Origin of the sequence: Pseudomonas sp. ok266 (assembly GCF_900110195.1) — a bacterium.
Lineage (GTDB): Bacteria > Pseudomonadota > Gammaproteobacteria > Pseudomonadales > Pseudomonadaceae > Aquipseudomonas > Aquipseudomonas neuropathica.
In genome coordinates, this window is sequence record NZ_FOCU01000001.1 from 181,387 (window position 1) to 204,503 (window position 23,117).

The 23,117-nt window shown below is 59.4% G+C and carries 22 protein-coding genes; 10 read left to right on the forward strand and 12 right to left on the reverse strand.

The genetic code is table 11. The features are described from left to right. Positions 1–11: 11 nt before the first annotated feature. Genes BMY54_RS00885 through folE2 form a run of 3 tightly spaced genes read right to left on the reverse strand, consistent with a single transcriptional unit; the run spans position 12 to position 2,439 of the window. Entirely contained in the window at positions 12–878 is an 867-nt protein-coding gene (locus BMY54_RS00885) for a metal ABC transporter permease (protein ID WP_093429589.1), read from the reverse strand. Then, entirely contained in the window at positions 878–1,546 is a 669-nt protein-coding gene (locus tag BMY54_RS00890; RefSeq protein ID WP_093429590.1) for a metal ABC transporter ATP-binding protein, read from the reverse strand. The genes BMY54_RS00885 and BMY54_RS00890 overlap by 1 nt, the downstream gene beginning before the upstream one ends. Beyond that, on the reverse strand, positions 1,543–2,439 hold the full coding sequence (folE2, locus tag BMY54_RS00895; protein WP_093429591.1) for a GTP cyclohydrolase FolE2: 897 nt from the start codon (positions 2,437–2,439) through the stop codon (positions 1,543–1,545). The genes BMY54_RS00890 and folE2 overlap by 4 nt, the downstream gene beginning before the upstream one ends. An 84-nt stretch (positions 2,440–2,523) precedes the next feature. Here folE2 and BMY54_RS00900 point away from each other — a divergent pair, with 84 nt between their 5' ends. Further along, on the forward strand, positions 2,524–3,726 hold the full coding sequence (locus BMY54_RS00900; protein ID WP_093429592.1) for an N-acetylmuramoyl-L-alanine amidase: 1,203 nt from the start codon (positions 2,524–2,526) through the stop codon (positions 3,724–3,726). On the opposite strand, the gene BMY54_RS00905 is transcribed toward BMY54_RS00900, so the two are convergent. After that, positions 3,723–4,100, reverse strand: coding sequence for a glutamine synthetase (locus BMY54_RS00905; protein WP_093429965.1), 378 nt, complete (start codon positions 4,098–4,100; stop codon positions 3,723–3,725). The genes BMY54_RS00900 and BMY54_RS00905 overlap by 4 nt on opposite strands. Positions 4,101–4,324: 224 nt before the next feature. On the opposite strand from BMY54_RS00905, the gene zigA reads away from it, so the two are divergent. Together zigA and BMY54_RS00915 are read left to right on the forward strand one after the other, a co-directional pair. Then, positions 4,325–5,530, forward strand: coding sequence for a zinc metallochaperone GTPase ZigA (gene zigA / locus BMY54_RS00910; RefSeq protein ID WP_093429593.1), 1,206 nt, complete (start codon positions 4,325–4,327; stop codon positions 5,528–5,530). Continuing rightward, positions 5,530–6,174, forward strand: coding sequence for a DUF1826 domain-containing protein (locus BMY54_RS00915; protein ID WP_093429594.1), 645 nt, complete (start codon positions 5,530–5,532; stop codon positions 6,172–6,174). Before zigA ends, BMY54_RS00915 begins: the two co-directional genes overlap by 1 nt. 4 nt (positions 6,175–6,178) lie before the next feature. Here BMY54_RS00915 and BMY54_RS00920 read toward each other — a convergent pair whose 3' ends face one another. Next, the gene (locus BMY54_RS00920) at positions 6,179–6,535 is read right to left on the reverse strand and encodes an NADH:ubiquinone oxidoreductase (RefSeq protein ID WP_093429595.1); all 357 of its coding nucleotides are present in this window, start codon (positions 6,533–6,535) and stop codon (positions 6,179–6,181) included. A 29-nt stretch (positions 6,536–6,564) separates the two neighbouring features. Between BMY54_RS00920 and BMY54_RS00925 the strand changes: the two genes are divergently transcribed. Then, positions 6,565–7,530, forward strand: coding sequence for a CobW family GTP-binding protein (locus tag BMY54_RS00925; protein ID WP_093429596.1), 966 nt, complete (start codon positions 6,565–6,567; stop codon positions 7,528–7,530). A gap of 78 nt (positions 7,531–7,608) precedes the next feature. Here BMY54_RS00925 and BMY54_RS00930 read toward each other — a convergent pair whose 3' ends face one another. Beyond that, on the reverse strand, positions 7,609–8,022 hold the full coding sequence (locus BMY54_RS00930) for a DUF3301 domain-containing protein (protein ID WP_026000521.1): 414 nt from the start codon (positions 8,020–8,022) through the stop codon (positions 7,609–7,611). A gap of 117 nt (positions 8,023–8,139) precedes the next feature. Between BMY54_RS00930 and pdxY the strand changes: the two genes are divergently transcribed. Further along, positions 8,140–9,012 (forward strand): pyridoxal kinase PdxY, encoded by an 873-nt coding sequence (gene pdxY / locus BMY54_RS00935; RefSeq protein ID WP_093429597.1) that lies wholly within the window; start codon positions 8,140–8,142, stop codon positions 9,010–9,012. A 127-nt stretch (positions 9,013–9,139) separates the two neighbouring features. Here pdxY and BMY54_RS00940 read toward each other — a convergent pair whose 3' ends face one another. After that, the gene (locus BMY54_RS00940) at positions 9,140–9,622 is read right to left on the reverse strand and encodes an acyl-CoA thioesterase (protein WP_003229693.1); all 483 of its coding nucleotides are present in this window, start codon (positions 9,620–9,622) and stop codon (positions 9,140–9,142) included. A gap of 279 nt (positions 9,623–9,901) precedes the next feature. Here BMY54_RS00940 and BMY54_RS00945 point away from each other — a divergent pair, with 279 nt between their 5' ends. Beyond that, a complete protein-coding gene (locus BMY54_RS00945) occupies positions 9,902–11,665 on the forward strand; it encodes a cation:proton antiporter (RefSeq protein WP_093429598.1) in 1,764 nt (587 codons plus the stop codon). Between the two features lie 21 nt (positions 11,666–11,686). Here the strand turns inward: BMY54_RS00945 and BMY54_RS00950 are convergent, their stop codons facing one another. The 4 genes from BMY54_RS00950 to uvrD form a co-directional block, all read right to left on the reverse strand. After that, positions 11,687–12,094: an SMI1/KNR4 family protein gene (locus BMY54_RS00950; RefSeq protein ID WP_003187120.1), complete on the reverse strand. Its 408-nt coding sequence runs from the start codon at positions 12,092–12,094 to the stop codon at positions 11,687–11,689. A gap of 138 nt (positions 12,095–12,232) precedes the next feature. Next, on the reverse strand, positions 12,233–13,108 hold the full coding sequence (locus tag BMY54_RS00955) for a Tim44 domain-containing protein (RefSeq protein ID WP_093429599.1): 876 nt from the start codon (positions 13,106–13,108) through the stop codon (positions 12,233–12,235). 177 nt (positions 13,109–13,285) lie between these two features. Further along, on the reverse strand, positions 13,286–13,726 hold the full coding sequence (locus BMY54_RS00960; RefSeq protein WP_093429600.1) for an EamA family transporter: 441 nt from the start codon (positions 13,724–13,726) through the stop codon (positions 13,286–13,288). 141 nt (positions 13,727–13,867) lie between these two features. Then, positions 13,868–16,051 (reverse strand): DNA helicase II, encoded by a 2,184-nt coding sequence (uvrD, locus tag BMY54_RS00965; protein ID WP_007912069.1) that lies wholly within the window; start codon positions 16,049–16,051, stop codon positions 13,868–13,870. Positions 16,052–16,308: 257 nt separating this feature from the next. Here uvrD and BMY54_RS00970 point away from each other — a divergent pair, with 257 nt between their 5' ends. From BMY54_RS00970 to BMY54_RS00985, 3 genes are all read left to right on the forward strand, one after another. Beyond that, complete coding sequence (locus tag BMY54_RS00970; RefSeq protein ID WP_093429601.1) at positions 16,309–19,179, forward strand: GGDEF domain-containing phosphodiesterase; 2,871 nt, start codon at positions 16,309–16,311, stop codon at positions 19,177–19,179. A 127-nt stretch (positions 19,180–19,306) separates the two neighbouring features. Beyond that, positions 19,307–20,173 (forward strand): transcriptional regulator HexR, encoded by an 867-nt coding sequence (gene hexR, locus BMY54_RS00975; RefSeq protein ID WP_007962240.1) that lies wholly within the window; start codon positions 19,307–19,309, stop codon positions 20,171–20,173. 226 nt (positions 20,174–20,399) lie between these two features. Continuing rightward, positions 20,400–20,603, forward strand: a complete 204-nt coding sequence (locus BMY54_RS00985; protein ID WP_093429603.1) for a PA3496 family putative envelope integrity protein — start codon at positions 20,400–20,402, stop codon at positions 20,601–20,603. Here BMY54_RS00985 and BMY54_RS00990 read toward each other — a convergent pair. Beyond that, positions 20,545–21,507, reverse strand: a complete 963-nt coding sequence (locus BMY54_RS00990; RefSeq protein WP_093429604.1) for a LysR family transcriptional regulator — start codon at positions 21,505–21,507, stop codon at positions 20,545–20,547. The genes BMY54_RS00985 and BMY54_RS00990 overlap by 59 nt on opposite strands. 190 nt (positions 21,508–21,697) lie before the next feature. On the opposite strand from BMY54_RS00990, the gene BMY54_RS00995 reads away from it, so the two are divergent. Then, positions 21,698–23,113: an acetyl-CoA carboxylase biotin carboxylase subunit gene (locus tag BMY54_RS00995; RefSeq protein WP_025112637.1), complete on the forward strand. Its 1,416-nt coding sequence runs from the start codon at positions 21,698–21,700 to the stop codon at positions 23,111–23,113. Positions 23,114–23,117 lie beyond the last annotated feature (4 nt).

Sequence of the window (23,117 nt, forward strand, 5' to 3'; positions counted from 1 at the left end):
CGGGAAACACCTCATTGGGATGTGAGCAAAGGCGGGCGGCGCAACAGACCGTGCACCGGCCCGAACACCACGGACAACAGATAGCCAAGGCCGGCGATCAGCACGATGGCCGGGCCGCTCGGCAACGAGTAGTAGAACGACAGCAGCAAGCCGAACCAGACCGAGAGGCAACCGATGACGGCCGCGATGGCAATCAGGGTCGGCAGCCGGCGGCTCCAGAATCGCGAAGCCGCAGCGGGAAGCATCATCAGGCCGACCACCATCAGCGCGCCGATGGCCTGGAAACCGATTACCAGATTGAGTACGACCAGCGTCAGGAACACGCCGTGGGCGAGTGGGCCGAGGCGGCTGACGGTTCTCAAGAACAACGGATCGAGGGTGTCGAGCAGCAGCGGTTTGTAGATCAGCGCCATGGCGATCAGGCTGAATCCCGAAACCCACAACATGCCGGTGAGGGTCGGACCATCGACGGCCAGTGCTGAGCCGAACAGCAGGTGCAACAGGTCGAGGCGTTTGCCGGCGATGCCGAGGATGAGTACGCCACTGGCCAGCGAGATCGGATAGATCGCAGCGAGACTGGCGTCTTCGCGCAGGCCCGTGCGACGGGTGATCCAGGCGGCGAGGCCAGCCATGCTCAAACCGGCGCCCAAGCCTCCCAGCGTTAGCGCGGGCAGGCTCAGTCCGGCAAACCAGAAACCCAGTGCCGCGCCGGGAAGGATACCGTGGGCCACGGCGTCACCGATCAGGCTCATCCGTCGCAGGATCAAGAACACGCCGAGGGGGGCGGTGCTGCACGCCAATACCAATCCGCCGAGCAGGGCACGGCGCATGAACACGAACTCATTAAATGGTTGCCAGAGGTGGGCGACGGTGAGCATCAGGCCACCTGTGTGTGAGGTGTTTGCTGAATGAGTTCTGCGCTTGCACCAAACACGCAGTCGCGGTTTTTGATCAGCAACGTTTTCGGGATGTGTTGGCGTACGGCGGCGAGGTCGTGACACACCACGACCAGTGTCCGACCTTCGCCGTGCCAGCCGTGGATGTGCTGCCAGAGCAACTGCTGACCGAGTTCATCGAGTGCGGCGTGGGGCTCGTCGAGCAGCAGCACGGGCGCGTCGGTCAGGCTCAGTCGAGCGAGCAGGGCGCGTTGCAGTTCGCCACCGGACAGGGCCATGAGTGGGCGTTGCTCGAGTCCGCTCAGGTGCCAGTTCGCCAGTGCGTCTTTCAGGCGCTGGCTTCGTAGTTGAGTCGAGAGCCTACGTCCCCAGAAACCGGCGGCGACCAGATCTTCAAGGCTGATGGGGAATTGGCGATCCAGATGCTGTTGCTGGGGCAGAAAGGACAACCCGCTTTGACGTGGGACACTCAGCCCGACATTGCCTGCCAATGGCTTTTGTAGCCCGGCGATCACTTTCAGCAGGCTGCTTTTGCCACAGCCGTTGGCACCGATGATCGCCGTCAGGCTGCCGCTGTCGAGTTCAAGGTCCAGGGGCACGGTCAGTGGTTGGCCGGGCGCACCCCAACTCAGGGATTGGCAGCGGATCATGTTTGCTCACGCTGCCAATGGCTTTCGGCGACGGCGTCGTGAGCGTGCAGACTTTCGGCGTGGATCACTCGCAGTTGAAATGCGCTGATACCGGGAGTACGTCGCAGGGCCAGATTCAGACGGCGTGCCGCGTCTTCGCAGAACATCAGGTTCTGCCCGTTGGCGAGGGCGAAGGCTTGTTCGTCTGCGCGTTTCACGGCGGTTTGTACGGCGGTGCCGAGGGCAGCTTCAGCGTCATTGATGATCACGCTAAGAGGAAACTCATCAATGAAGTCGTCGAGGTGAAGGTGCAATTGTGCTGTGCTGCGTTGGCTGTGAGGCGTGGCAAGGATGCCTTGGGGCGAGCCAAGCCATGCCAGAACGTCGGCGTGTTGTAGAGCTTTGTTGGCGAAGTCGGCGATGAATTTCTTCTGGATCAACTGTCGCGCCAAGGCTGCTGAGCAAGGGCAAGTTGAGGAGTAGGGCACTTCGATTTTAAGTTCCACGTGGAACACTTCATTTATCAGGCTGGCGAAAATGCTCGCGGGATATGACTTCCAGCCGGCCAATGGGCTGATTAGCGCTGACCTCTTTAGCAGCAAATCGGTGTGGATATTCAGGTAGGCGCGGGTGGATAAACCTTCGTGGCTTTGCAGGAAATCCTTGAGCACCTGATGCAGTAGCGCTGGGGACAGGTTCTTCTGTTCGAGTGCTTCCAAGGCAAGATACAGCCGCGACATGTGAATGCCACGCGCCTCCCCATCATCAAGACTGACACCCGCATCAGCCTTGGCGCTCAATCGCTGACCCTCTAACAAAACAGGTAACGCAATGCCGCGCATGCCCACCCATTCGAGTGGCAAAGTTTGGCGTGCGGCCTGCGCGGCGATATCCGGAAGTGTCATCGAATTCATGTTCGGGACCGTCATGTTGATTGAATTGAATGTTACATTATAACAATTCAAATCACGACGCCTTTTTCATGAACAGGCTTTCATATGCACAGACGCCACTTGCTTAATCTCATCCTGGCCAGCGCGGCCCTTGCCCTCCCTTTCAGTGTTTCAGCTACGCAAATTCGTAATGCGCGCCTATGGCGCTCGGATGAAAAGCTGCGATTGGTGTTCGATCTAAGCGGCCCGGTGCGCTATAAAACCTTCACGCTAACGGCCCCGGAACGTCTGATAATTGATGTGTCCAGTGCGAGCGTAGGCGCAGATTTCCGTCAGCTCGCGCTAAATGGAACGGTGATTCGTTCGATTCGCTCCGGGCCTTTTGGTCACGGTGACACGCGGATTGTTCTGGATCTGAGCAATCCGGTGCTGTTGAACAGCTTCCTTTTGGCGCCGCAGGACGGCCAGGGCCATCGCTTGGTTCTGGATCTGGTTAGCGCCAAATCAACGCCAAATACGCCAATGGTTCCACGTGAAACACCTGCGCTGAAAGCGCATCCCAGACGCGACATCATTGTTGTCGTTGACCCTGGGCACGGCGGAAAGGATCCCGGTGCTGTCGGTGCCAAGGGCGAAAGGGAAAAGGATGTGGTGCTTGCCATTGCGCAACTGCTCGCCAAACGCCTGAAAAAAGAGAGGGGCTTCAATGTAAAACTGGTGCGCAATGATGACTTTTTCGTGCCGTTGCGCAAACGCGTGGAGATCGCGCGTCAGCATAAGGCGGACATGTTTATCTCAGTGCATGCCGATGCAGCGCCGCGTCTGACTGCTTCCGGCGCGTCGGTCTATTGCCTGTCTGAGGGCGGTGCGACATCGGCGACGGCGCGCTTCATGGCGCAGCGCGAGAATGGTGCGGATCTGCTCGGCGCCACCAGTCTGCTCAACCTGAAAGATAAGGATCCGATGCTGGCGGGGGTGATTCTCGACATGTCGATGAACGCGACGATCGCTGCCAGTCTGCAGTTGGGCAGCACGGTACTTGGCAGTCTGGCCGGCATCACTACGCTGCATCAGAAGCGTGTGGAGCAGGCAGGATTCGCGGTCCTGAAATCGCCAGACGTACCTTCAATTCTGGTGGAGACAGGCTTCATTTCCAATGCGCGCGACAGTCAACGGCTGGTTACTGCGCGACATCAGCAGGCCGTGGCCAACGGTTTGTTTGAAGGATTGCAGCGTTATTTTGCAAAGAATCCGCCCATCGACAGCTACCTTGCCTGGCAGCAGGCGCAGAAAAACACCCAGGTTTAACAGCCGGTAATGCGGCTGCAGGTGAATTTTGCGCTGCTGCCGCCCGAGCTGGAGAAACGATTGATGGTCGTCCAGCCGACACGTCGGGTGTAACCAACCCAGGCTTCGCCGTCAGAGGCGATCCCGGTGAAAAACGTCAATTGCCCGAAACGGCTGTTGGTCTGCGCCCAATAACGCCGGCCATTTTTCTCAAACCCACGCAGATAAAGGGTGTTGCCGGCGGTGTTGACGCTATAAGCGTTGCCATCGGCGTCGACACAAGCCAGCAGGTTGGCGCTGCGTGTGCAGCTGGCGAGTGCCGGCAACTGCGCGTAGGCATTGCCGCCCAGCAACAACCCAAGGCTCAACATCGAGCATTTCAGCGCATTTCTCATGGCGATTTCCGGGTGCGGGATTGGCGAAGCTTCCTGTTGTTTGTCGATCAAGACAAGAGAAGGCTGGTTTCTTTTTATTGTTATAATATAACATTGATTCGAATTAAGCCTGGGCAGCCCGATTTCAAGGCGTTGGTTTTCTACGTAATCCACCCGTGGGAAGCGCAAAAACGCCATGCGCCAGTAAAAGCGCCAATTGGCTGCCTTCTGAAGAGGATTATCCAATGTCAGCAGAATTGCCCGTCACCGTACTTTCAGGATTTCTCGGCGCCGGAAAAAGTACACTTTTGAATTACGTACTACGTAATCGAGAGGGTTTGCGCGTGGCTGTTATCGTTAATGATATGAGCGAGATCAACATTGATGGCAGCGAAGTCCAGCGTGATGTCAGCCTGAACCGCGCCGAAGAAAAAATAGTCGAAATGAGTAACGGCTGCATCTGCTGTACGTTACGCGAAGACCTGCTGGAAGAAGTCAGCAAGCTGGCCCGTGAAAATCGCTTCGATTACCTGCTGATCGAGTCCACCGGGATTTCCGAGCCACTGCCCGTGGCAGAGACGTTTACCTTCCGCGATGAGCACGGCCAGAGTCTCTCCGACATCGCGCGTCTGGACACCATGGTCACTGTAGTCGACGGTGTGAACTTCCTGCCGGACTACCAGGCAGCGGAAAGCCTCGCGTCCCGTGGCGAGATCCTTGGCGAAGAAGACGAACGCTCCATCACCGATCTGTTGATCGAACAGATCGAGTTCGCCGACGTGTTGTTGATCAGCAAGATCGACTTGATCAGCCAGTGCGAGCGTGAGGAGTTGATCGCGATCCTCCAGCGTCTCAACGCCCAAGCGGAAATCATCCCGATGGTGATGGGTGAGGTGCCGCTGGAGAAAATCCTCAACACCGGGCGTTTCGACTTCGAGAGAGCCGCACAGGCACCGGGTTGGTTGCAGGAATTACGCGGCGAACACGTGCCGGAAACCGATGAGTACGGCATCGCCTCCACAGCCTATCGCGCCCGCCGACCCTTTCACCCGCAACGGTTTTTCAGCTTTATCGATCGTCCTTGGCTGAACGGGAAATTGCTGCGCTCCAAAGGCTTCTTCTGGCTCGCGAGCAAACCCACCGACGCCGGCAGCTGGTCGCAAGCCGGTGGTTTGATGCGCCACGGTTTTGCCGGGCGCTGGTGGCGTTTCGTGCCAAAGGAGCAGTGGCCACAAGATCAGGAAAGCACCGCCGCGATCATGGAAAACTGGCTGTCGAGCGTAGGAGACTGCCGCCAGGAGCTGGTGTTTATCGGTCAGAACATTGATTTCCTACAGCTCTCAGCCGAACTGGATGCCTGCCTGCTCACCGATGAAGAAATGGCGCTCGGTGTCGAAGGCTGGCAATTGTTGCCCGATCCGTTCGGCCCTTGGCACGAAGAGGCTGCCTGATGCTCGCGCTAAAGCTGCTGCAGAACCGTACGCGCCATCAGCATCAAGGTCCGACACCGAAAGCGTTGACGCGAATCCTCGAAGACGACACCAACCTCGCCGTCTGGCAACGCCAACTGCCGTTGCACATCAGCGAGTTCGCTCACCTGCTGCTGTCGCTCAATGAGCCCTTGGCGGAATCGTTGTGCCTTGAGTTGCCGGATGAGGACGCCGAGCCTGATCTCACCGGTGTGGCATCAGGCTTCCGTGATCTGGAAGGCTACGAGGGCTTTATCGCCGACCTGAAATGGCTGGTCAGCGCATTTGCCTGCTTACTGGGGGCAAAGCGCGTGGGCCTGCGCCTGCGGGTATTGGATAAAGCCATGTGTCCACGCTTCCATGTCGATCACGTGCCGGTGCGACTGATCACGACTTATGCGGGTGTTGGCAGCCAATGGCTCAAGGAAGGTGCGATGGATCGCCGTCAGCTGGGGCAGGCCAACGCCGAGCCCCACGTGCAAATCCAGCAACTCAACAGCGGCGACGTGGCGCTGTTGAAAGGCGAGAAATGGCACGGCAATGAAGGCTTTGGCCTGATCCACCGCTCGCCGCACCCGGACGCGGGGCAGCGCCGTCTGATACTGACCCTCGACTGGCTCGGCTGACGCCTCAAGGCTTGAGCCACTTACCCTGGCTCAGGCCTTCGCAGTACGGTTGCAGATACGCCGCATCCGTGGCCACGCCGTAATAGTGGATATCCTGGCGATAGGGCAGATTGGCGACTTGTGCGTTGCTGCATACGCCAAATGCACCGCTCGGGCACTGGTCGACGTACTGCACTTTGACTTTCTGCCCGGCCAGCGTCGGCTGGCAGAAACCGTCGTTGAACAGTTTCTCCGGGATATTGCGGTTCTGCTGACAGACTTTGACGTCGAGCCGCTCGCCCTGACTGTGCACCACGCAGGCCTGGGCCCATGCTTCACTCGACAGCAGCGCCAACAGCAACGACCATCCCCTCCAACGCATCTTTGAATCTCCCAAGAAAGCTCCCGGCCATGTTGCAGAACATTCCTACCCATGTCATTGCTGGCCCTTTGGGCGCCGGCAAAACCAGCCTGATTCGCCAACTCATGGCCCAGCGTCCAGAAGGCGAACGTTGGGCGGTATTGATCAACGAGTTCGGCCAGATCGGCCTCGACGCCGCCCTGTTGACGAGTGACGCCGAGGGTATCGCACTGGGCGAAGTGGCCGGCGGCTGCCTGTGTTGCGTCAACGGCGCGCCGTTTCAGATTGGCCTGGGGCGGTTGTTGCGCAAGGCGAAGCCGGATCGGTTGTTTATCGAACCGTCCGGGCTGGGGCATCCGGCGCAGCTGATTAGCCAGTTGAATGAGGCGCCGTGGCGAGGTGTGCTGGCGGTGCAGCCGTGTGTGCTGGTGCTGGATGCTCAAGCGCTGCAGGCAGGGAAAGCCTTGCCGGTAGCGCAACAAGACGCTTTAAAAGCCGCTGGCCTGCTGTTGTTGAACAAGGCTGAAAACCTTGATGACAGGGCCAGAGAAAAAATCGCCAGTCAGTTGCCGGCAGTGCCGTTGGTCTGGACTCAAGAGGCGCAACTAAGTCTGGGCGAACTGCCGGGCCTAGCCGCAAAAGCGGTCAACGGTGTGGATAATTTGGCCGTACCCAAAGGATTAGGACAAATGCCGGCCGTCTGGACTGATCCGACGCTGCCGATTTGCCTGAGTCAGGCGCAGGAGGAAGGCTGGAGTATTGGTTGGCGTTGGCATCCGGGACAGACGTTCGACAAGCGGCACATTGCTGACTGGCTAGCCAGCCTCAATTGGCAGCGGGCGAAACTGGTTATCCACAGCTCGGAGGGTTGGGTGTCGGCTAATGCTTTGAATAATGCTGAACTGATCTGGCAAGCCAGCGAATGGCGAAAAGATTCGCGACTCGAGCTGATCTTCGCTGAGGCACAGAGTGTTGAAGTGTTGCAGCGGGAGCTATTGGGGTGTCGGGAGGGCTAGATCAAAAGATCGCAGCCTTCGGCAGCTCCTACATGGGATTTTTGTGCACCCTTTAGAAGCTGTCGAAGGCTGCGATTTTTACGGTTTCCACTTCGTATGTTCTTGCCGCCACTGGCTCAACTCGATCACTTCCGCCCGCGGCTTGTGCACTTCCACTACTGGCGGCGTGTCGTCGAACGGTGCCGGGTAGGGCGCCAGTTCGATCTGCGCACTGTGCGCGCCAAACTGGGTGATGGTGCCGTTATGCCGGGTTTCGCCGGTCACGGTGAATTCAAAGTTGTACACCCGCGCCAGTCGTCGGCGACCGTTGGCGTCCTTGATGAAACCGATCTTCTTCAGGGCAACGTTGCCGTCGAGCAACTCGACCCGTACGTTCAGGCAATGCTGTTTGACCCGCTCCAGCGCGCGCTCGCGCAAGCCGTGGTTGTGCCATAACCACGCGCCGGCAGCGGCGAACAGTATCAGCACGAAGATGTTTTCCAGGGTCAGCATCAACATCGAACTCCAAAAGATAGCGTCAGCTTAACTGCGTCGCTGGTCTGTCGTACAGGCTGCGTTTCGTCGCATACTGCGCGGCTTGAATTTCAATCGTTTTACGGAATGACCCGAATGAAACGTACGCCTCATCTGCTCGCCATTCAGTCCCATGTGGTGTTCGGCCACGCCGGCAACAGCGCCGCGGTTTTTCCGATGCAGCGGGTCGGGGTTAATGTCTGGCCGCTCAACACCGTGCAGTTTTCCAACCACACCCAGTACGGTCAGTGGGCTGGTGAAGTGCTGGCACCGCAACAGATTCCCGAGCTGGTCGAAGGGATTGCTGCGATTGGCGAGCTGGGCAATTGCGATGCGGTGCTGTCCGGTTACCTCGGCAGCGCGGCGCAGGGCCGGGCGATTCTCAGCGGCGTCGAGCGCATCAAATCGGTCAATCCGAAGGCGCTGTATCTGTGCGATCCGGTGATGGGCCATCCGGAGAAGGGCTGCAGCGTGCCGACCGAGGTCAGCGATTTCCTGCTGGAAGAGGCGGCGGCCGTAGCGGACATCATGTGTCCAAACCAGTTGGAGCTGGACAGCTTCTCCGGGCGCAAGCCGCAGTCGCTGTTCGATTGTCTGGCAATGGCGCGGGCCTTGCTGGCGCGCGGGCCGAAAGCAGTACTGGTCAAGCATCTGGATTATCCGGGCAAACCGGCCGATGGCTTTGAAATGCTACTGGTGACGGCTGAAGGCAGCTGGCATCTGCGCCGTCCGTTGCTGGCGTTCCCGCGTCAGCCAGTGGGTGTGGGCGATCTGACATCCGGCCTGTTCCTGGCGCGGGTGCTGCTGGGTTACAGTCTGGTGGCGGCGTTCGAATTCACCGCGGCGGCGGTGCATGAGGTGCTGCTGGAAACGCAGGCATGCGCCAGTTATGAGCTACAACTGGTGCGGGCGCAGGACCGGATTGCGCATCCGCGGGTGAAGTTCGAGGCGACGGCGATCAGTCTGTAAGACCGCGCTGCCCCCATTCGCGAGCAAGCTCGCTCCCACATTTGGTTTTGTGTACGCCACAGGTCCAGTGTGGGAGCGAGCTTGCTCGCGAAGGCTATAGCTCAGACAGCATCAGTTCAAAGACTGATCAGGCGTCGCCCTTGATCTCCTGATAGCGCTTTTCCAGCTCCTGACGAATCTGCCGACGCTGCTGCGCCTGCATGTAACGACGTTTGTCTTCACTGTTCTGCGGTTGCAGCGGCGGCACGGCGGCCGGCTTACGCTGGTCATCCACCGCGACCATGGTGAAGAAGCAGCTGTTGGTGTGGCGCACCGAGCGCTCGCGGATGTTCTCGGTAACGACTTTGATACCGACTTCCATTGAGGTGTTGCCGGTGTAGTTGACCGACGCGAGGAAGGTCACCAGTTCGCCGACATGGATCGGCTCGCGAAAAATCACCTGATCCACCGACAGCGTCACCACGTAGCGACCGGCATAACGGCTCGCGCAGGCGTAGGCCACTTCGTCGAGGTATTTGAGCAGGGTGCCACCGTGGACATTGCCAGAGAAGTTGGCCATGTCGGGGGTCATCAGTACCGTCATCGACAGCTGGGCGTTTCCGGGTTCCATAACGTTCTCACGGATCAAGGCTGATTGCTGGAAGCACCTCTGCGGGTGCCTGGTCGCTTTTCAAAAGCACCGTTATCGGGACGCCGGGCGACTGGCCGCCGTCACGCCGGAATCGATCTGTTTCCATATATTGCACCGCCTTCCAGCCGCAAGTCGCGGTGTTAACCTGCAAAAGCCCCTTACAAAGGCAATTCCCACACGAAAAGCGGACTTTTACTACGCTCGCCCAGACCTTTCTGACGTCTGCTGGCGGGCCTCGTCATTCAAGGAGCCCACACCATGCATGCCATCAGCTTTATTCAGGATCTGGCAGTGATCATGTTGGTCGCGGGCGTGGTGACCGTGTTGTTTCATCGCTTCAAACAGCCGGTGGTGCTCGGCTATATCGTCGCCGGCTTCATCATCGGCCCGCACACCCCGCCGTTCGGCCTGATCCACGACGAAGACACCATCAAGACCCTCGCCGAGCTGGGGGTGATTTTCCTGATGTTCTGCCTCGGCCTGGAGTTCAGCCTGCGCAAGCTGTTCAAGGTCGGCGCCACGGCGTTTATTGCGGCGTTCCTCGAGATCGTCCTGATGATCTGGATCGGCTATGAAATCGGCCGCTGGTTCGACTGGAACACCATGGACTCGCTGTTCCTCGGCGCGATTCTTGCGATCTCCTCGACCACCATCATCGTCAAGGCCCTCAATGATCTGAAGATGAAAAACGAGCGCTTTGCGCAGTTGATCTTCGGCGTGCTGATCGTCGAAGACATCCTCGGCATCGGCATCATCGCACTGCTTTCAAGCATCGCCGTCAGCGGCACGGTCAGTTCCGGAGAAGTGTTTTCCACGGTTGGCAAACTGTCGCTGTTCATGATCGTCGCGCTGGTCATCGGCATTCTGCTGGTGCCGCGATTGCTGGCCTATGTGGCCAAATTCGAAAGCAACGAGATGCTGCTGATCACCGTGCTCGGCCTGTGTTTCGGCTTCTGTCTGCTGGTAGTCAAACTCGAATACAGCATGGTACTCGGTGCGTTCCTGATCGGCGCGATCATGGCCGAGTCGCGACAACTGCTAAAAATCGAGCGTCTGATCGAGCCGGTTCGCGACCTGTTCAGCGCGATCTTCTTTGTCGCTATCGGGCTGATGCTCGATCCGATGATTCTGCTCGAATACGCGTGGCCGATTGCGGTGATCACCGTAGCCGTTGTACTCGGCAAGATGTTGTCCTGCGGTCTCGGAGCGTTTATCGCCGGCAATGACGGACGTACCTCACTGCGCGTGGGGATGGGGCTGTCACAGATTGGTGAATTTTCCTTCATCATCGCCGCTCTCGGGATGACGTTGCAGGTGACCAGTAACTTCCTCTACCCGGTCGCCGTGGCGGTGTCGGTGATTACCACTTTGCTGACGCCGTATCTGATCCGCGCGGCTGATCCGCTGTCGATCAAGTTGTCCGCGGCTGTGCCCAAGCCTCTCGGCCGCGTGCTGGGCATGTATGGCGAATGGCTGCGCAGCATTCAGCCGCAAGGCGAGGGTGCGATGCTGGCGTCAATCATTCGCAAGATCTTGCTGCAAGTCGGCGTCAACCTGGCGCTGGTGATTGCGATCTTCTTCGCCGGCGCGTATTTCGCTGAACGCATCTCGCTGTGGCTGCAAGACTGGATCAGCGATCCGAGCTGGCAGAAGGCGTTGATCTGGGGCGGGGCATTGTTGGTGTCGTTGCCGTTCCTGATCGCCGCTTATCGCAAGCTCAAGGCGTTGTCGATGCTGCTGGCGGAGATGGGTGTGAAGCCCGAGATGGCCGGGCGTCACACACAGCGAGTGCGCCGGGTGATCTCCGAAGTGATCCCGATTCTCTCGCTGCTGGTGATTTTCCTGCTGCTGGCAGCCTTGTCGGCCAGTATCTTGCCGACCAACAAGTTGCTGGTACTGATCGCTGTGGTGGCGGCGGCCGTGGCGGCGCTGCTCTGGCGCTGGTTCATCCGCGTGCACACGCGGATGCAAGTGGCGCTGCTGGAAACCCTCGACAACCATAAGGAGTCGTCGGGGCATTGATCATACGGGGCGGCTGGCCGATCAGCTTTCCAGCCAGACGTCCCGCGCCCAGTGCCATACCGATTCCCAGGTTTCCTCGGCAATCAACTCTTCTTCGGCCTGCCACAACACCACCGTGCCATCCTCTTCGACACAGTAGTAGTCATCGCCGTCCTGACAGATTGGAATCAGGCTGCGATCAACACCGGCATCCCAGGCATTGGCGGCAACATCCGGCAAGTAGGTGTGGGATTGTGGATCGGTAACGGTCACCGGCTCGAGGCTGCCGTACACCACATCGCTGACGGTCAGCAAAAACTCTCTGAAGACAAACGGAATGTCGATGAACAGCTGTTCTTCGATTTCGACCAGCAGATCTTCGTCAGGCAACTCCAATGGAACCGGCACGGGTTCGTTGGCTTCACGCAGTTGTTCGATGATTTCTTCCACGTCCGGGATCCTCTTGCTTGAATGGCGCGGTTTATATGGGCCGGTTTATACAGTAGCTCGCTATAGATGCAACCGCGAAATAGAAAACCCCAGCCGAGGCTGGGGTTTTTTATTACGGCAAGTGACGCCTGGAAGGGATCAGCCGTTCTGGCGGATACCGGCAACCAGCCAAGGCTGGTTCTCGCCCTGCGGACGTTCCATGTTCCAGCTTTCGCTGAACACTTCGCCCTGGTCGAAACGCGAGGTCTTCGACACACCGCTGAAGGTCAGGGTGGCGATGGTCTTGTCGGCGCGGTCATCCACACCATCCAGTTGAACCTGGAGGTTGTCGATGTAGGTCGACTGGAACGCATCGCCCAGATCCGCACGCTCACGCTTGAGGAACTCGAGCATTTGCGGGGTCACGAACTCGGCGATCTTGTCCATCTCGTTGGCGTCCCAGTGCTGCTGCAGCGCCTGGAAGTGGCTGCGGGCAGCTTCAAGGAAGTTATGCTCATTGAACCAGGCTGGCGCGTTGATCACAGGACGAGCGGCGGCGGGTGCGGCCGAACCACCGAAGATCGAACCCATGGCGGCAGGCTTCTGCTCGAACACTTCACGCTGCATCGGCGCGCCGGCCGGAGCGAACTGCTCCTGCTGCTTGCGTCGACGCGCGGCGATGAAGCGGAAGATCACGAACGCGATCACGGCCATGATCAGGATGTCGAAGATCTGCATGCCCTGGAAGCCGCCGCCCATGAACATGGACGCGAGCAGGCCACCGGCGGCGATACCGGCCAGAGGGCCGAGCCATTTCGAAGCACCGCCGGCCTTGGCGGCAGCGCCTGCGGCACCGGCAGCACCTGCGGTCGCCGCAGCGCCGCCGACACCTGGAGAAGAAGGAGCCATCTGGCTGGTCTGGTGCGTCGGCGCAGCGCCGGCGCTTTTGCCACCACCAAAGCGCTTGGCGTTGGCGTCGAGGCTCATCGTCAGGCCGATGCACAACGCCATGGCGATGCTAAGAAAACGTTTCATAAAGGGAATTCCCGTTTGTGGAGACACGCGCGCCATGTTGCACAGCTGAAGTGTTACTGGCTAGCGAGAGAGTGTTTCGGGCTTTTGCCTGACAGGTTACGTTCAGCTCGGTCGGGACAATAAGGCTATGTACTTTTGGTTGTAGGAAATCGGGACAGGTTCAGTGAGAAAGCTCGTTTAGCGACGAAAAGCGAACATCACCACACCTGCGGTGATCAGGCCGATGCCGCCCCATTGGCGCAGGTCGAGTTTCTCGCCCAGCAGGATCACGCCGAGCACTGCCACCAGCACCACGCTGAGTTTGTCCACTGGCGCGACCAGCGAGGCCGGACCGACTTTCAGCGCGCGGAAATAGCACAGCCACGACGCACCGGTTCCCAGGCCAGACAGCAGCAGGAACAGATAACTCTTCGCAGAGATCGATCCCAAAGATTGATATTGGCCCGTCGCGTACAAAATCAAGGCCAGGCTGACGAGTACCACGATGGTGCGCAGCAGGGTGGCGAAGTCGGAATTGACGTTTTCGATGCCGACTTTGGCGAAGATCGCCGTCAATGCGGCGAAAGTCGCCGAGAGCAGGGCCCAGAATGTCCAAGAAGAAAAGAAGCCTGAGCCCATGGAAATGTCCTTTGATCAACCTGCCGACCCAGATCCTGTGGGAGCGAGCTTGCTCGCGAATGCCGCACCACGGTTTATCAGATCAACCGCGGTGATTTCATTCGCGAGCAGGCTCGCTCCCACAGAAAAGCGAAATCGGCGTCAGATCGCTTCCAGCTTGGCGTAACCGAGCATCAGCCATTTGCTGCCTTCGCTGAAATTCACCTGCACCCGTGCCTGGGCGCCGGCGCCTTCGAAGTTGAGGATCACGCCGTCACCAAAGATCGAATGGCGTACCGCCTGACCGAGGCTGAAACCCGTTTCCGGAATCTCGCTGCCGCTGAACAGATTGCTGCCGCTCATCGACTGATTGCCGCCGAACGGTCGGCTGACGCTGTTCGACAAGCGCACTTCCTGAATCAGGCCTTTCGGTACTTCGCGCACAAAGCGCGAAACCTTGTTGTAGGTCTCGCTGCCGTACAGGCGTCGGGTTTCAGCATAGGTCATCACCAGATTCTGCATCGCCCGGGTAATCCCCACGTAAGCCAGACGCCGCTCTTCTTCGAGACGCCCCGGTTCTTCCAGGCTCATCTTGTGCGGGAACAGGCCTTCTTCCATGCCCACGAGGAACACGTAAGGGAATTCCAGGCCTTTGGCGCTGTGCAGGGTCATCAGCTGAATGCTGTCTTCGTGTTCGTCAGCCTGAGTGTCCCCGGCTTCCAGCGAAGCATGGCCGAGGAACGCCGCCAGCGGCGTCAGTTCTTCATCCTCTTCGGTGTTCTCGAAGTTGCGCGCGGCGCTGACCAGTTCCTCAAGGTTTTCTACCCGGGCCTGGCCTTTCTCGCCTTTTTCCGCTTCGTGATAGGCGATCAGCCCGGATTGCTCGATGACGGTTTGCGTCATCAGGTGCAGCGGCATTTCCATGCACTTGGCGGCGAGGTTTTCGATCAGCTCGATAAACGCACCCAGCGCACCGGCGGCGCGACCGGTCAGGCCTTTATTGGCGACCAGTTGGCGCATCGCTTCCCACATCGACACATCGCTGTGGCGTGCGTGATCGCGGATGGCTTCGACGGTTTTTTCGCCAATGCCTCGGGCCGGCACGTTGATCACCCGTTCCAGCGCCGCATCGTTGCCGCGACCTTCGAGCAAACGCAGGTAGGCCATGGCGTTCTTGATTTCGGCACGTTCGAAGAAGCGCTGGCCACCATAAATGCGGTAGGGAATGCGCTCACGCAGCAAGGCTTCTTCGAGAACGCGCGATTGGGCGTTGGAGCGGTACAGAATCGCGATATCGCTGCGGGCCAAGCCGGTTTTCAGCGCGCTTTCGATGGTTTCGACAACGTAGCGTGCCTCGTCGTGTTCATTGAACGCAGCGTACAGATTGATCGCTTCGCCGTCGCCGCCGTCGGTCCACAGCTCTTTGCCCAGACGCCCGGTATTGTTGGCGATCAAGGCGTTGGCGGCCTTGAGGATGCCGGCGGTGGAGCGGTAGTTCTGCTCCAGACGAATGGTCACCGAATCCGCGAAGTCGGAAGAATACTGATGAATGTTCTCGATTTTCGCGCCGCGCCAGCCGTAGATCGACTGGTCGTCGTCGCCGACCACCATCAGGCTGTCGCCACCCTTGCCAAGCAAGCGCAACCAGGCGTACTGCACGGCGTTGGTGTCCTGGAACTCATCCACCAGAATATGGCGGAAGCGCTTTTGATAATGCGCCAGCAGGCCCGGGTGATCGCGCCACAGGTCGAGGGCACGCAGCAGCAGTTCGGAGAAATCGATGACGCCGGCACGCTGACACGCCGCCTCATAGGCCTCATAGATGCCGCGCATGGTCGCCAGGTACAAATCGCCGCTGGCCTGAATGTGTTGTGGACGCAGGCCTTCGTCTTTCTGGCCATTGATGAACCACTGCGCCTGACGCGCCGGCCAGCGTTGCTCGTCGAGGCCGAGTTCGCGGATCACCCGTTTGACCAGTCGTTGCTGGTCATCGCTGTCGAGAATCTGGAAAGTCTGGCTCAGGCCTGCTTCCTGCCAGTGCGCCCGCAGCAAGCGGTGCGCCAGGCCGTGGAAGGTGCCGACCCACATGCCGGCCGGGTTGATCCCCAGCAACTGCTCGATGCGGTGACGCATCTCCGCAGCGGCCTTGTTGGTGAAGGTCACCGACAGAATGGAGTGGGGCGAGGCGTTTTCGACCTGGATCAACCAGGCGATACGGTGCACCAGCACTCGGGTTTTACCGGAGCCAGCACCGGCCAGGACCAACTGACGGCCAACGGGGGCTGCTACGGCCTGGCGTTGGGCATCGTTGAGGGAGTTCAGCAGAAGGGAGAGATCATCGCGCATCGGGGCATTCTAGGGTGCGCCGCAGGCCCGGGCAAACCGAGCTTTGCATTAGCCGATGAAACTCCTGCCGATGACGACCGGTCGGTCACTGGCTACAGGCATCGGCCCGCCGCGCTCCAAGGGTTTGGCCGGTGGCAAAGGACGGAAAAGTTTCGCTGAAATTATGATGTGGAGCAGTTTGGCAACGGGATCGGCTTGTGTATGCTCCGTCCACGTTTCGGGCGCACGCCCTCCTTATAAGAACAAGAACGTTGCCCATGACCCTCAGCTCCGAACTGTCGGGCCCCTCCGTGGATCCCCGGGTTATCCGCAAGCACTATGCCGTCGAGATGGCGGTCGAGCGCACGCGTCTGCTGTATCAGGGCTCGTTGTTGCCCACGTTGTTCATGTTGATCAATGGTCTGGTCTGCGCCGCTTTGCTCTGGAGCCCGCAGCGCTATTTCGTGGTCAGCGTCTGGCTGGTGTGGTTGCTGTCGCTGGTGGCGTTGCGGGTGATTCAGGTGGCGGCGTTCGATTCGGCGATCCCTGATCGTCAGGCGCAACCGATCTGGCGGCGGATGTTTCTGCTCGGCTCGACCATGACCGGTCTGACCCTGGCCGGTGCCGGCATCGCCCTGGTGCCCGCCGACAACTTCATACAACAGGCCTGGGTGTTCGGCCTGATCGGCGCCGCAACCCTCTCGGCCAGCGTCGCCTACGCGGTGAGCCTGCCAGCGTTTCTGTCATTTACCTTGCCCTGCCTGTTGCCGGCGATCGGTTATCTGTTCTGGGGCGGTGACGAGCAGGCGCGCGGTTGGGGCTGGCTCGGTCTGATCCTGCTCGGCTCGCTGAGCGTGGTCGCGTGGCAAGTCAATCGGCTGATTGATCGGGGCTTGCTGCGGCGCTTCCAGAATCAGCGCTTGATCGAACACCTGCAACAGACGCAGGCGCGCAGCGAACAGCTCAATCAGGAACTGGCCAAAGAAATCGATCAGCGCCGCTGCGCCGAGGGCAAGTTGCGTGAAGCGCAGGTCGAACTCGAAGACCGCGTGGCACAGCGCAGCCTTGAACTGGACGCGGCCAATCAGGCCCTGAGCAAAAGCGAAGCGCGGCTGGCGCTGGCGCTGAAGGCCAGTGAGCTGGGGCTGTGGGACTGGAACCTGCAAACCGATGAGGTCCACCACACGCAGATTCAGGAACTGTTCGGCCTCGCTCCGGAATACGTCACGGCACTTTTGCGCGACCTCAAACCACGTCTGCATCCAGACGATGTGCCGACGCTGAAATACGCGTTGATCGAGCACTTGAAGGGGCGCACCGAGGACTATCAGATCGAATACCGCGTACGTCACGGCGATGGCCATTGGGTGTGGATCGAAGACCGAGGCCGCGCCGTAGAGCGCAGCGATAGCGGCCGGGTGATCCGCATGGTCGGCACCCGCCGCGACATCAGCGCCAGCAAAAGCCTCGAAGAGCAGCAGCGCCTGGCGGCGACCGTATTCGAAGCGGCCAGTGAAGGCATCGTGATTCTCGACCCGAATTACGCGTTGATCGCAATCAATCAGGCGTTCAGCCGCGTCACCGGCTACGACATCGGAGACATGCTCGGGCGCAACGTCGTCGAGCTACCGTGCAGCCGTGATGCCCGCCGCCATTACGTCGCCATCCGTCATGCACTTGAGCAGCACGGCAGTTGGCAGGGCGAACTGGTGGAGACGCGCAAGAATGGCGAGCTGTATCCGCAGTGGCTGCAACTGAATGCAGTGCGTGATGGTCGGGGAAATGTCAGCCATATCGTCGGCTTCTTCGCCGATCTGTCAGCACGCCGCGAATCCGAAGAGCGCATGCGCTATCTGACCCATTACGACGAGCTCACCGGGTTGGCCAACCGCTCGCTGTTCCGCGAGCGTTTGCATGAAGCGCATCAGCGCTCGCGTCAGGGCCGGCGCAGCCTGGCGTTGCTGCACATCAATCTGGATCGCTTCAAATTGCTCAACGACAGTCTCGGCCATGAGATTGCCGATCAGTTACTGCAGAAAATGGCGCGCCGGCTGGTCAACGCCTTGCCGGAAGCGGACACCATCGCCCGCTTGTCCGGTGACGAGTTCGCCGTACTGTTCGATGCCTACGGCAATCTCTCAAGTCTGGCCCGGGTCGCCACGCGCCTGTCGAGCAAGTTGCGCCTGCCACTGACGGTCGAAGGGCATGAGCTGGTGGTCAGTGCCTCGATGGGCATCAGCATGCTGCCGGACACCGCCCGGGAAATCTCCGCACTGGTCAGCCAGTCGAACATGGCCATGCAACATGCCAAGCATCTTGGCGGGAACAACTTCCAGTTCTACACCGACAGCCTGCAGGCCAGCACCCTTGAGCGCTTGCAGCTGGAAAACCATCTGCGCAAGGCCATCGAAGACAAGCAGCTGAAAGTGTTCTATCAACCGAAGCTGTGCCTGCAAACCGGGCGTTTGAATGCGGCAGAGGCACTGGTGCGCTGGGATCATCCAACCATGGGCCAGGTGCCGCCGGGGGACTTCATCGGGCTGGCCGAGGAAACCGGTCTGATCGGGCCGATCGGCGAATTCGTCCTGCGTCAGGCGTGCTGGCAGGCCTGTGAATGGCAGCGTCAGGGGCTGGAGCCGATTCGTGTTTCGGTCAACCTGTCGGTGCATCAACTGCGTCAGGGCAAACTGGTCAGTCTGGTGCGGCAGGTACTGGAGGAAACCGGACTGGCGCCGCACTACCTCGAACTGGAACTGACCGAGAGCCAGTTGCTCGATAGCGTCGAACACATCATCGCAACGTTCCAGCAACTGCGTGATCTGGGGGTGAAACTGGCCATAGATGATTTTGGCACCGGGTATTCGTCGCTGAGTTACCTCAAGCGCATTCCGGTGGATTACGTGAAGATCGATCAGGCATTCATTCGCGGTTTGGGGGAGGGCAGTGAAGATGCGGCGATCACTCGCGCGATCATTGCCATGGCCCATGGGCTGTCACTGAAAGTGGTCGCCGAAGGTGTCGAGCGCCAGGAGCAGCTGGAATTTTTACGCGCCGAGCGTTGCGATGAAGTGCAGGGTTACCTGATCAGCCGGCCGGTGGAGGCGAGCGGCCTCGCCGGGCTTTTGCGCGAACAGGAAAAACCGTTTTAAGGGCTACATACACCCCATCGCGCCTGATATGGGGACATGGAGTTACGCATTGAGCAGGCAAAAAGCCAATTCATGTAGTATAACTACAAGCGTGCTACATCCTTGCCCATAAGAAGAGTCCAGCCCCTTGAATCTGCTGCAACACATCGCCCAGTCACGTCACCTGTTACGCAAGTCGGAGCTCAAGGTCGCCGACCACGTGCTGCTTGACCCTGCGGCGGTGATGCACAGTTCCATGGCCGACCTGGCCCACAGCGTTGGCATCAGCGAGCCGACCATCGTGCGCTTCTGTCGCGCCATTGGTTGCTCCGGTTTCCAGGATCTCAAGCTCAAACTGGCGCAAAGCCTGGCCGCCGGAGCCAGCTTCGGTCAGTTCGCAATCCATGAAGACGACTCGGTTGCCGATTACAGCCTGAAGATTTTCGACACCACATTGCACACCTTGATGGAGGTTCGCGAGAAGCTCGATCCGGTTGAGCTGCAGCGTGCGGTGACGTTGATGTCGCAGGCGCAGCGCGTCGAGTTCTACGGCTTCGGCGCGTCGGGCGCGGTGGCGGCGGATGCGCAGCACAAGTTCTTCCGTTTGCTGCTGACGGCGGCGGCGTATTCCGATCCGCACATGCAGGCGATGTCGGCGGTGACGTTGAAACCGACCGATGTGGCGATCTGCATTTCCCAGTCGGGGCGTTCCAAGGACCTGCTGATTACCGCCAATCTGGTGCGTGAGAGCGGCGCTTCGCTGATTACTCTGTGCCCTAGCCAGACGCCGTTGGCCGAACTGTCGACCGTCAATCTGGCAATCGATGTGCACGAAGACACCGAAATCTATACGCCGCTGACTTCGCGTATTGCTCACCTGGTAGTGATTGACGTGCTGGCGATGGGCGTGGCGATGGCGCGTGGGCCGAGTCTGGTCAATCACCTGAAGAGCGTGAAGCGCAGTCTGCGCAGCTTGCGCTTGTCGCCGAAAGCCGTGAAAGCCCTGGATGACTGAAGTTATCTAAGTAATCGCGAGCAGGCTCGCTCCCACAGGGGATTTCCTGTGAACACAGATTCTGTGTCATACCGAGATCAGATGTGGGAGCGAGCCTGCTCGCGAAGGCGTCCACAAAAACACCACAACCCTGCGCAAGTTTCATCGCACTGTCATCCCCGCGCAGCCAAACCGTCATCCCTCCCGCCTATGGTGAAACTCCCGTAATCGCCTTGGGAGACTCGAAATGGCTCAGCCCTACGAAGAACGCAACAGCGCCGCGAAAACCCGTCGTCAGCAGGAAGACCAGCGCCGCATGGAGTTTCGCCGCGCTATCGAAGATCGCTTCGAACTTCGCCAGCTACAAGCCGAAATCGGCGATTTTCCCGAGATCAACCATTGGCAGGCAGCACCCGCAGCTTCCCGTCGAAGCGCTCAACCAACGCGCTGATCTGCACCCGTTCGCTGCGGATAAACGCCAGGAAGGCGTGTGCCACCGGTGACAAGCGTTTGGCCTTGGCTTGCACCAGACACCAGCTACGGAATAGCGGCAATTCCTCGACCGGCAACTCGACGAGGCCGCCGGTCGCCAGCTCCAGGTTCAGGGCGTGGCGCGTCAACAGCGCCAGGCCCAGACCCGCCTGCACACATTCACGCTGAGCTTCGGCCGAGGCCACTTCCTGAGTCTGGGTGAAGTGCACGCGTTTCTCTTTGAAGTACTCTTCGCAGGCCAATCGTGTGCCCGAGCCGGGCTCGCGGATCAGCAGCGTGTAGGGTTCCAGATCCTGTAACCGCAGCGGGCCCATGTGTGCCAGCGGGTGATCCGGGCGCGCCACGGCAACAATCGGGTTGTTGAGGAACGGCAGGAATTCCAGACCCATGTCCTGCGGCACCATCGACATGATCACCAGATCGTCGCGGTTGTCGGACAGCCTGCGAATCACCTGGCCACGGTTGACCACGGTCAGTTGCAGATTCACTTCCGGGTGCTGACGCTTGAACGCGGCGAACAGGTGCGGCACGAAGTATTTGGCGCTGGACTCCACCGCCAGCTTCAATTGGCCCTGCAGCGAACCCTGCATGTCGGACAGCTGCATATCGAGGTTTTCCAGACGCCCGAAGATGTCCCGGCTGGCGCGCTGAAGTGCTTCGGCGGCCTCGGTCATGTAGAGTTTTTTGCCGACATAATCGAATAATGGCTGGCCGATCAGCTCCTCGAGCTGACGAATCTGTAGGCTGACGGCCGGTTGTGTGAGCGACATTTCCTCGGCTGCGCGGCTGTAAGAGCGTAAATCACACACTTCATTGAAGATTTGCAACTGACGCAATGTCATACGCATCAATGACTTACGCATTTCTTATAGGCTCTGATGGCAGGCTGATCGTTCAACTATAAGTCTTTACTTATGGCTAACCCAATTTTTATTCATTTTTGTTAATCCCTCATGAGCGCTAGTGTGGACCTGCGACTGAATTGAAACATTTGGTCACGCGTCGACCTGGGTCTAGCAGGTCGTGGTGCCACCGGCTCAAGGGAACCTCCAAGTGATAACAAAGATCCTGATCGCCAACCGTGGTGAGATTGCCGTACGAATCGTGCGAGCCTGCGCCGAAATGGGCATTCGCTCGGTTGCGATTTTTTCCGACGCCGACCGCCATGCGCTGCATGTGAAACGCGCGGACGAGGCCCACAGCATCGGTGCCGAGCCACTGGCCGGTTACCTGAACCCGCGCAAGCTGGTGAACCTGGCGGTTGAAACCGGCTGCGATGCGTTGCACCCCGGTTACGGTTTCCTTTCGGAAAATGCCGAGCTGGCAGACATCTGCGCCGAGCGCGGCATCAAATTCATTGGCCCGTCGGCGGAAGTCATTCGCCGCATGGGCGACAAGACCGAAGCCCGGCGCAGCATGATCAAGGCCGGTGTACCGGTGACGCCTGGCACCGAAGGTAACGTCGCCGACATCGAAGAAGCCTTGGCCGAGGGCGACCGCATCGGTTACCCGGTGATGCTCAAAGCCACTTCCGGTGGTGGCGGTCGCGGTATCCGTCGCTGCAACAGCCGCGAAGAACTCGAACAGAATTTCCCTCGGGTGATTTCCGAAGCGACCAAGGCCTTCGGTTCGGCCGAAGTGTTTCTGGAAAAATGCATCGTTAACCCCAAGCACATCGAAGCGCAGATTCTCGGCGACAGCTTCGGCAATGTCGTGCACCTGTTCGAGCGTGATTGCTCGATCCAGCGCCGCAACCAGAAACTCATCGAAATCGCCCCGAGTCCGCAACTGACCCCGGAACAGCGCGCCTACATCGGCGACCTGTCGGTGCGTGCGGCCAAGGCTGTCGGTTACGAGAACGCCGGTACCGTGGAGTTCCTGCTCGCCGAGGGCGAGGTGTACTTCATGGAGATGAATACCCGGGTGCAGGTGGAGCACACCATCACCGAAGAAATCACCGGGATCGACATCGTCCGCGAACAGATTCGCATCGCCTCCGGCCTGCCGTTGTCGGTGAAGCAGGAAGACATTCAGCACCGGGGTTTCGCGTTGCAGTTCCGCATCAACGCCGAAGACCCGAAGAACAACTTTCTGCCGAGCTTCGGCAAGATCACCCGTTATTACGCCCCCGGCGGACCGGGTGTGCGCACCGACACAGCGATCTATACCGGCTACACCATTCCGCCGTTCTACGATTCGATGTGCCTGAAGCTTGTGGTCTGGGCGCTGACCTGGGAAGAGGCGATGGACCGTGGCCTGCGCGCCCTCGACGACATGCGTCTGCAAGGTGTGAAGACCACCGCCGCGTACTACCAGGAAATCCTGCGCAACCCGGAATTCCGTAGCGGCCAGTTCAATACCAGCTTCGTTGAAAGCCACCCTGAACTGACCAACTACTCGATCAAGCGCAAACCCGAAGAGCTGGCCCTGGCCATCGCCGCCGCCATCGCCGCCCACGCAGGCCTGTGAGGAA

Bases quoted from the DNA above. Each gene is read 5' to 3' on its own strand.
- BMY54_RS00905 (WP_093429965.1), bottom strand. From the start codon at position 4,100: ATGAGAAATGCGCTGAAATGCTCGATGTTGAGCCTTGGGTTGTTGCTG.
- BMY54_RS00985 (WP_093429603.1), top strand. From the start codon at position 20,400: ATGGCTCAGCCCTACGAAGAACGCAACAGCGCCGCGAAAACCCGTCGT.
- uvrD (WP_007912069.1), bottom strand. From the start codon at position 16,051: ATGCGCGATGATCTCTCCCTTCTGCTGAACTCCCTCAACGATGCCCAA.
- BMY54_RS00990 (WP_093429604.1), bottom strand. From the start codon at position 21,507: ATGCGTAAGTCATTGATGCGTATGACATTGCGTCAGTTGCAAATCTTC.
- BMY54_RS00970 (WP_093429601.1), top strand. From the start codon at position 16,309: ATGACCCTCAGCTCCGAACTGTCGGGCCCCTCCGTGGATCCCCGGGTT.
- zigA (WP_093429593.1), top strand. From the start codon at position 4,325: ATGTCAGCAGAATTGCCCGTCACCGTACTTTCAGGATTTCTCGGCGCC.
- BMY54_RS00885 (WP_093429589.1), bottom strand. From the start codon at position 878: ATGCTCACCGTCGCCCACCTCTGGCAACCATTTAATGAGTTCGTGTTC.
- BMY54_RS00925 (WP_093429596.1), top strand. From the start codon at position 6,565: ATGTTGCAGAACATTCCTACCCATGTCATTGCTGGCCCTTTGGGCGCC.
- BMY54_RS00930 (WP_026000521.1), bottom strand. From the start codon at position 8,022: ATGCTGACCCTGGAAAACATCTTCGTGCTGATACTGTTCGCCGCTGCC.
- BMY54_RS00920 (WP_093429595.1), bottom strand. From the start codon at position 6,535: ATGCGTTGGAGGGGATGGTCGTTGCTGTTGGCGCTGCTGTCGAGTGAA.
- BMY54_RS00945 (WP_093429598.1), top strand. From the start codon at position 9,902: ATGCATGCCATCAGCTTTATTCAGGATCTGGCAGTGATCATGTTGGTC.
- BMY54_RS00915 (WP_093429594.1), top strand. From the start codon at position 5,530: ATGCTCGCGCTAAAGCTGCTGCAGAACCGTACGCGCCATCAGCATCAA.
- folE2 (WP_093429591.1), bottom strand. From the start codon at position 2,439: ATGAATTCGATGACACTTCCGGATATCGCCGCGCAGGCCGCACGCCAA.
- BMY54_RS00940 (WP_003229693.1), bottom strand. From the start codon at position 9,622: ATGGAACCCGGAAACGCCCAGCTGTCGATGACGGTACTGATGACCCCC.
- BMY54_RS00955 (WP_093429599.1), bottom strand. From the start codon at position 13,108: ATGAAACGTTTTCTTAGCATCGCCATGGCGTTGTGCATCGGCCTGACG.
- BMY54_RS00890 (WP_093429590.1), bottom strand. From the start codon at position 1,546: ATGATCCGCTGCCAATCCCTGAGTTGGGGTGCGCCCGGCCAACCACTG.
- pdxY (WP_093429597.1), top strand. From the start codon at position 8,140: ATGAAACGTACGCCTCATCTGCTCGCCATTCAGTCCCATGTGGTGTTC.
- BMY54_RS00960 (WP_093429600.1), bottom strand. From the start codon at position 13,726: ATGGGCTCAGGCTTCTTTTCTTCTTGGACATTCTGGGCCCTGCTCTCG.
- BMY54_RS00900 (WP_093429592.1), top strand. From the start codon at position 2,524: ATGCACAGACGCCACTTGCTTAATCTCATCCTGGCCAGCGCGGCCCTT.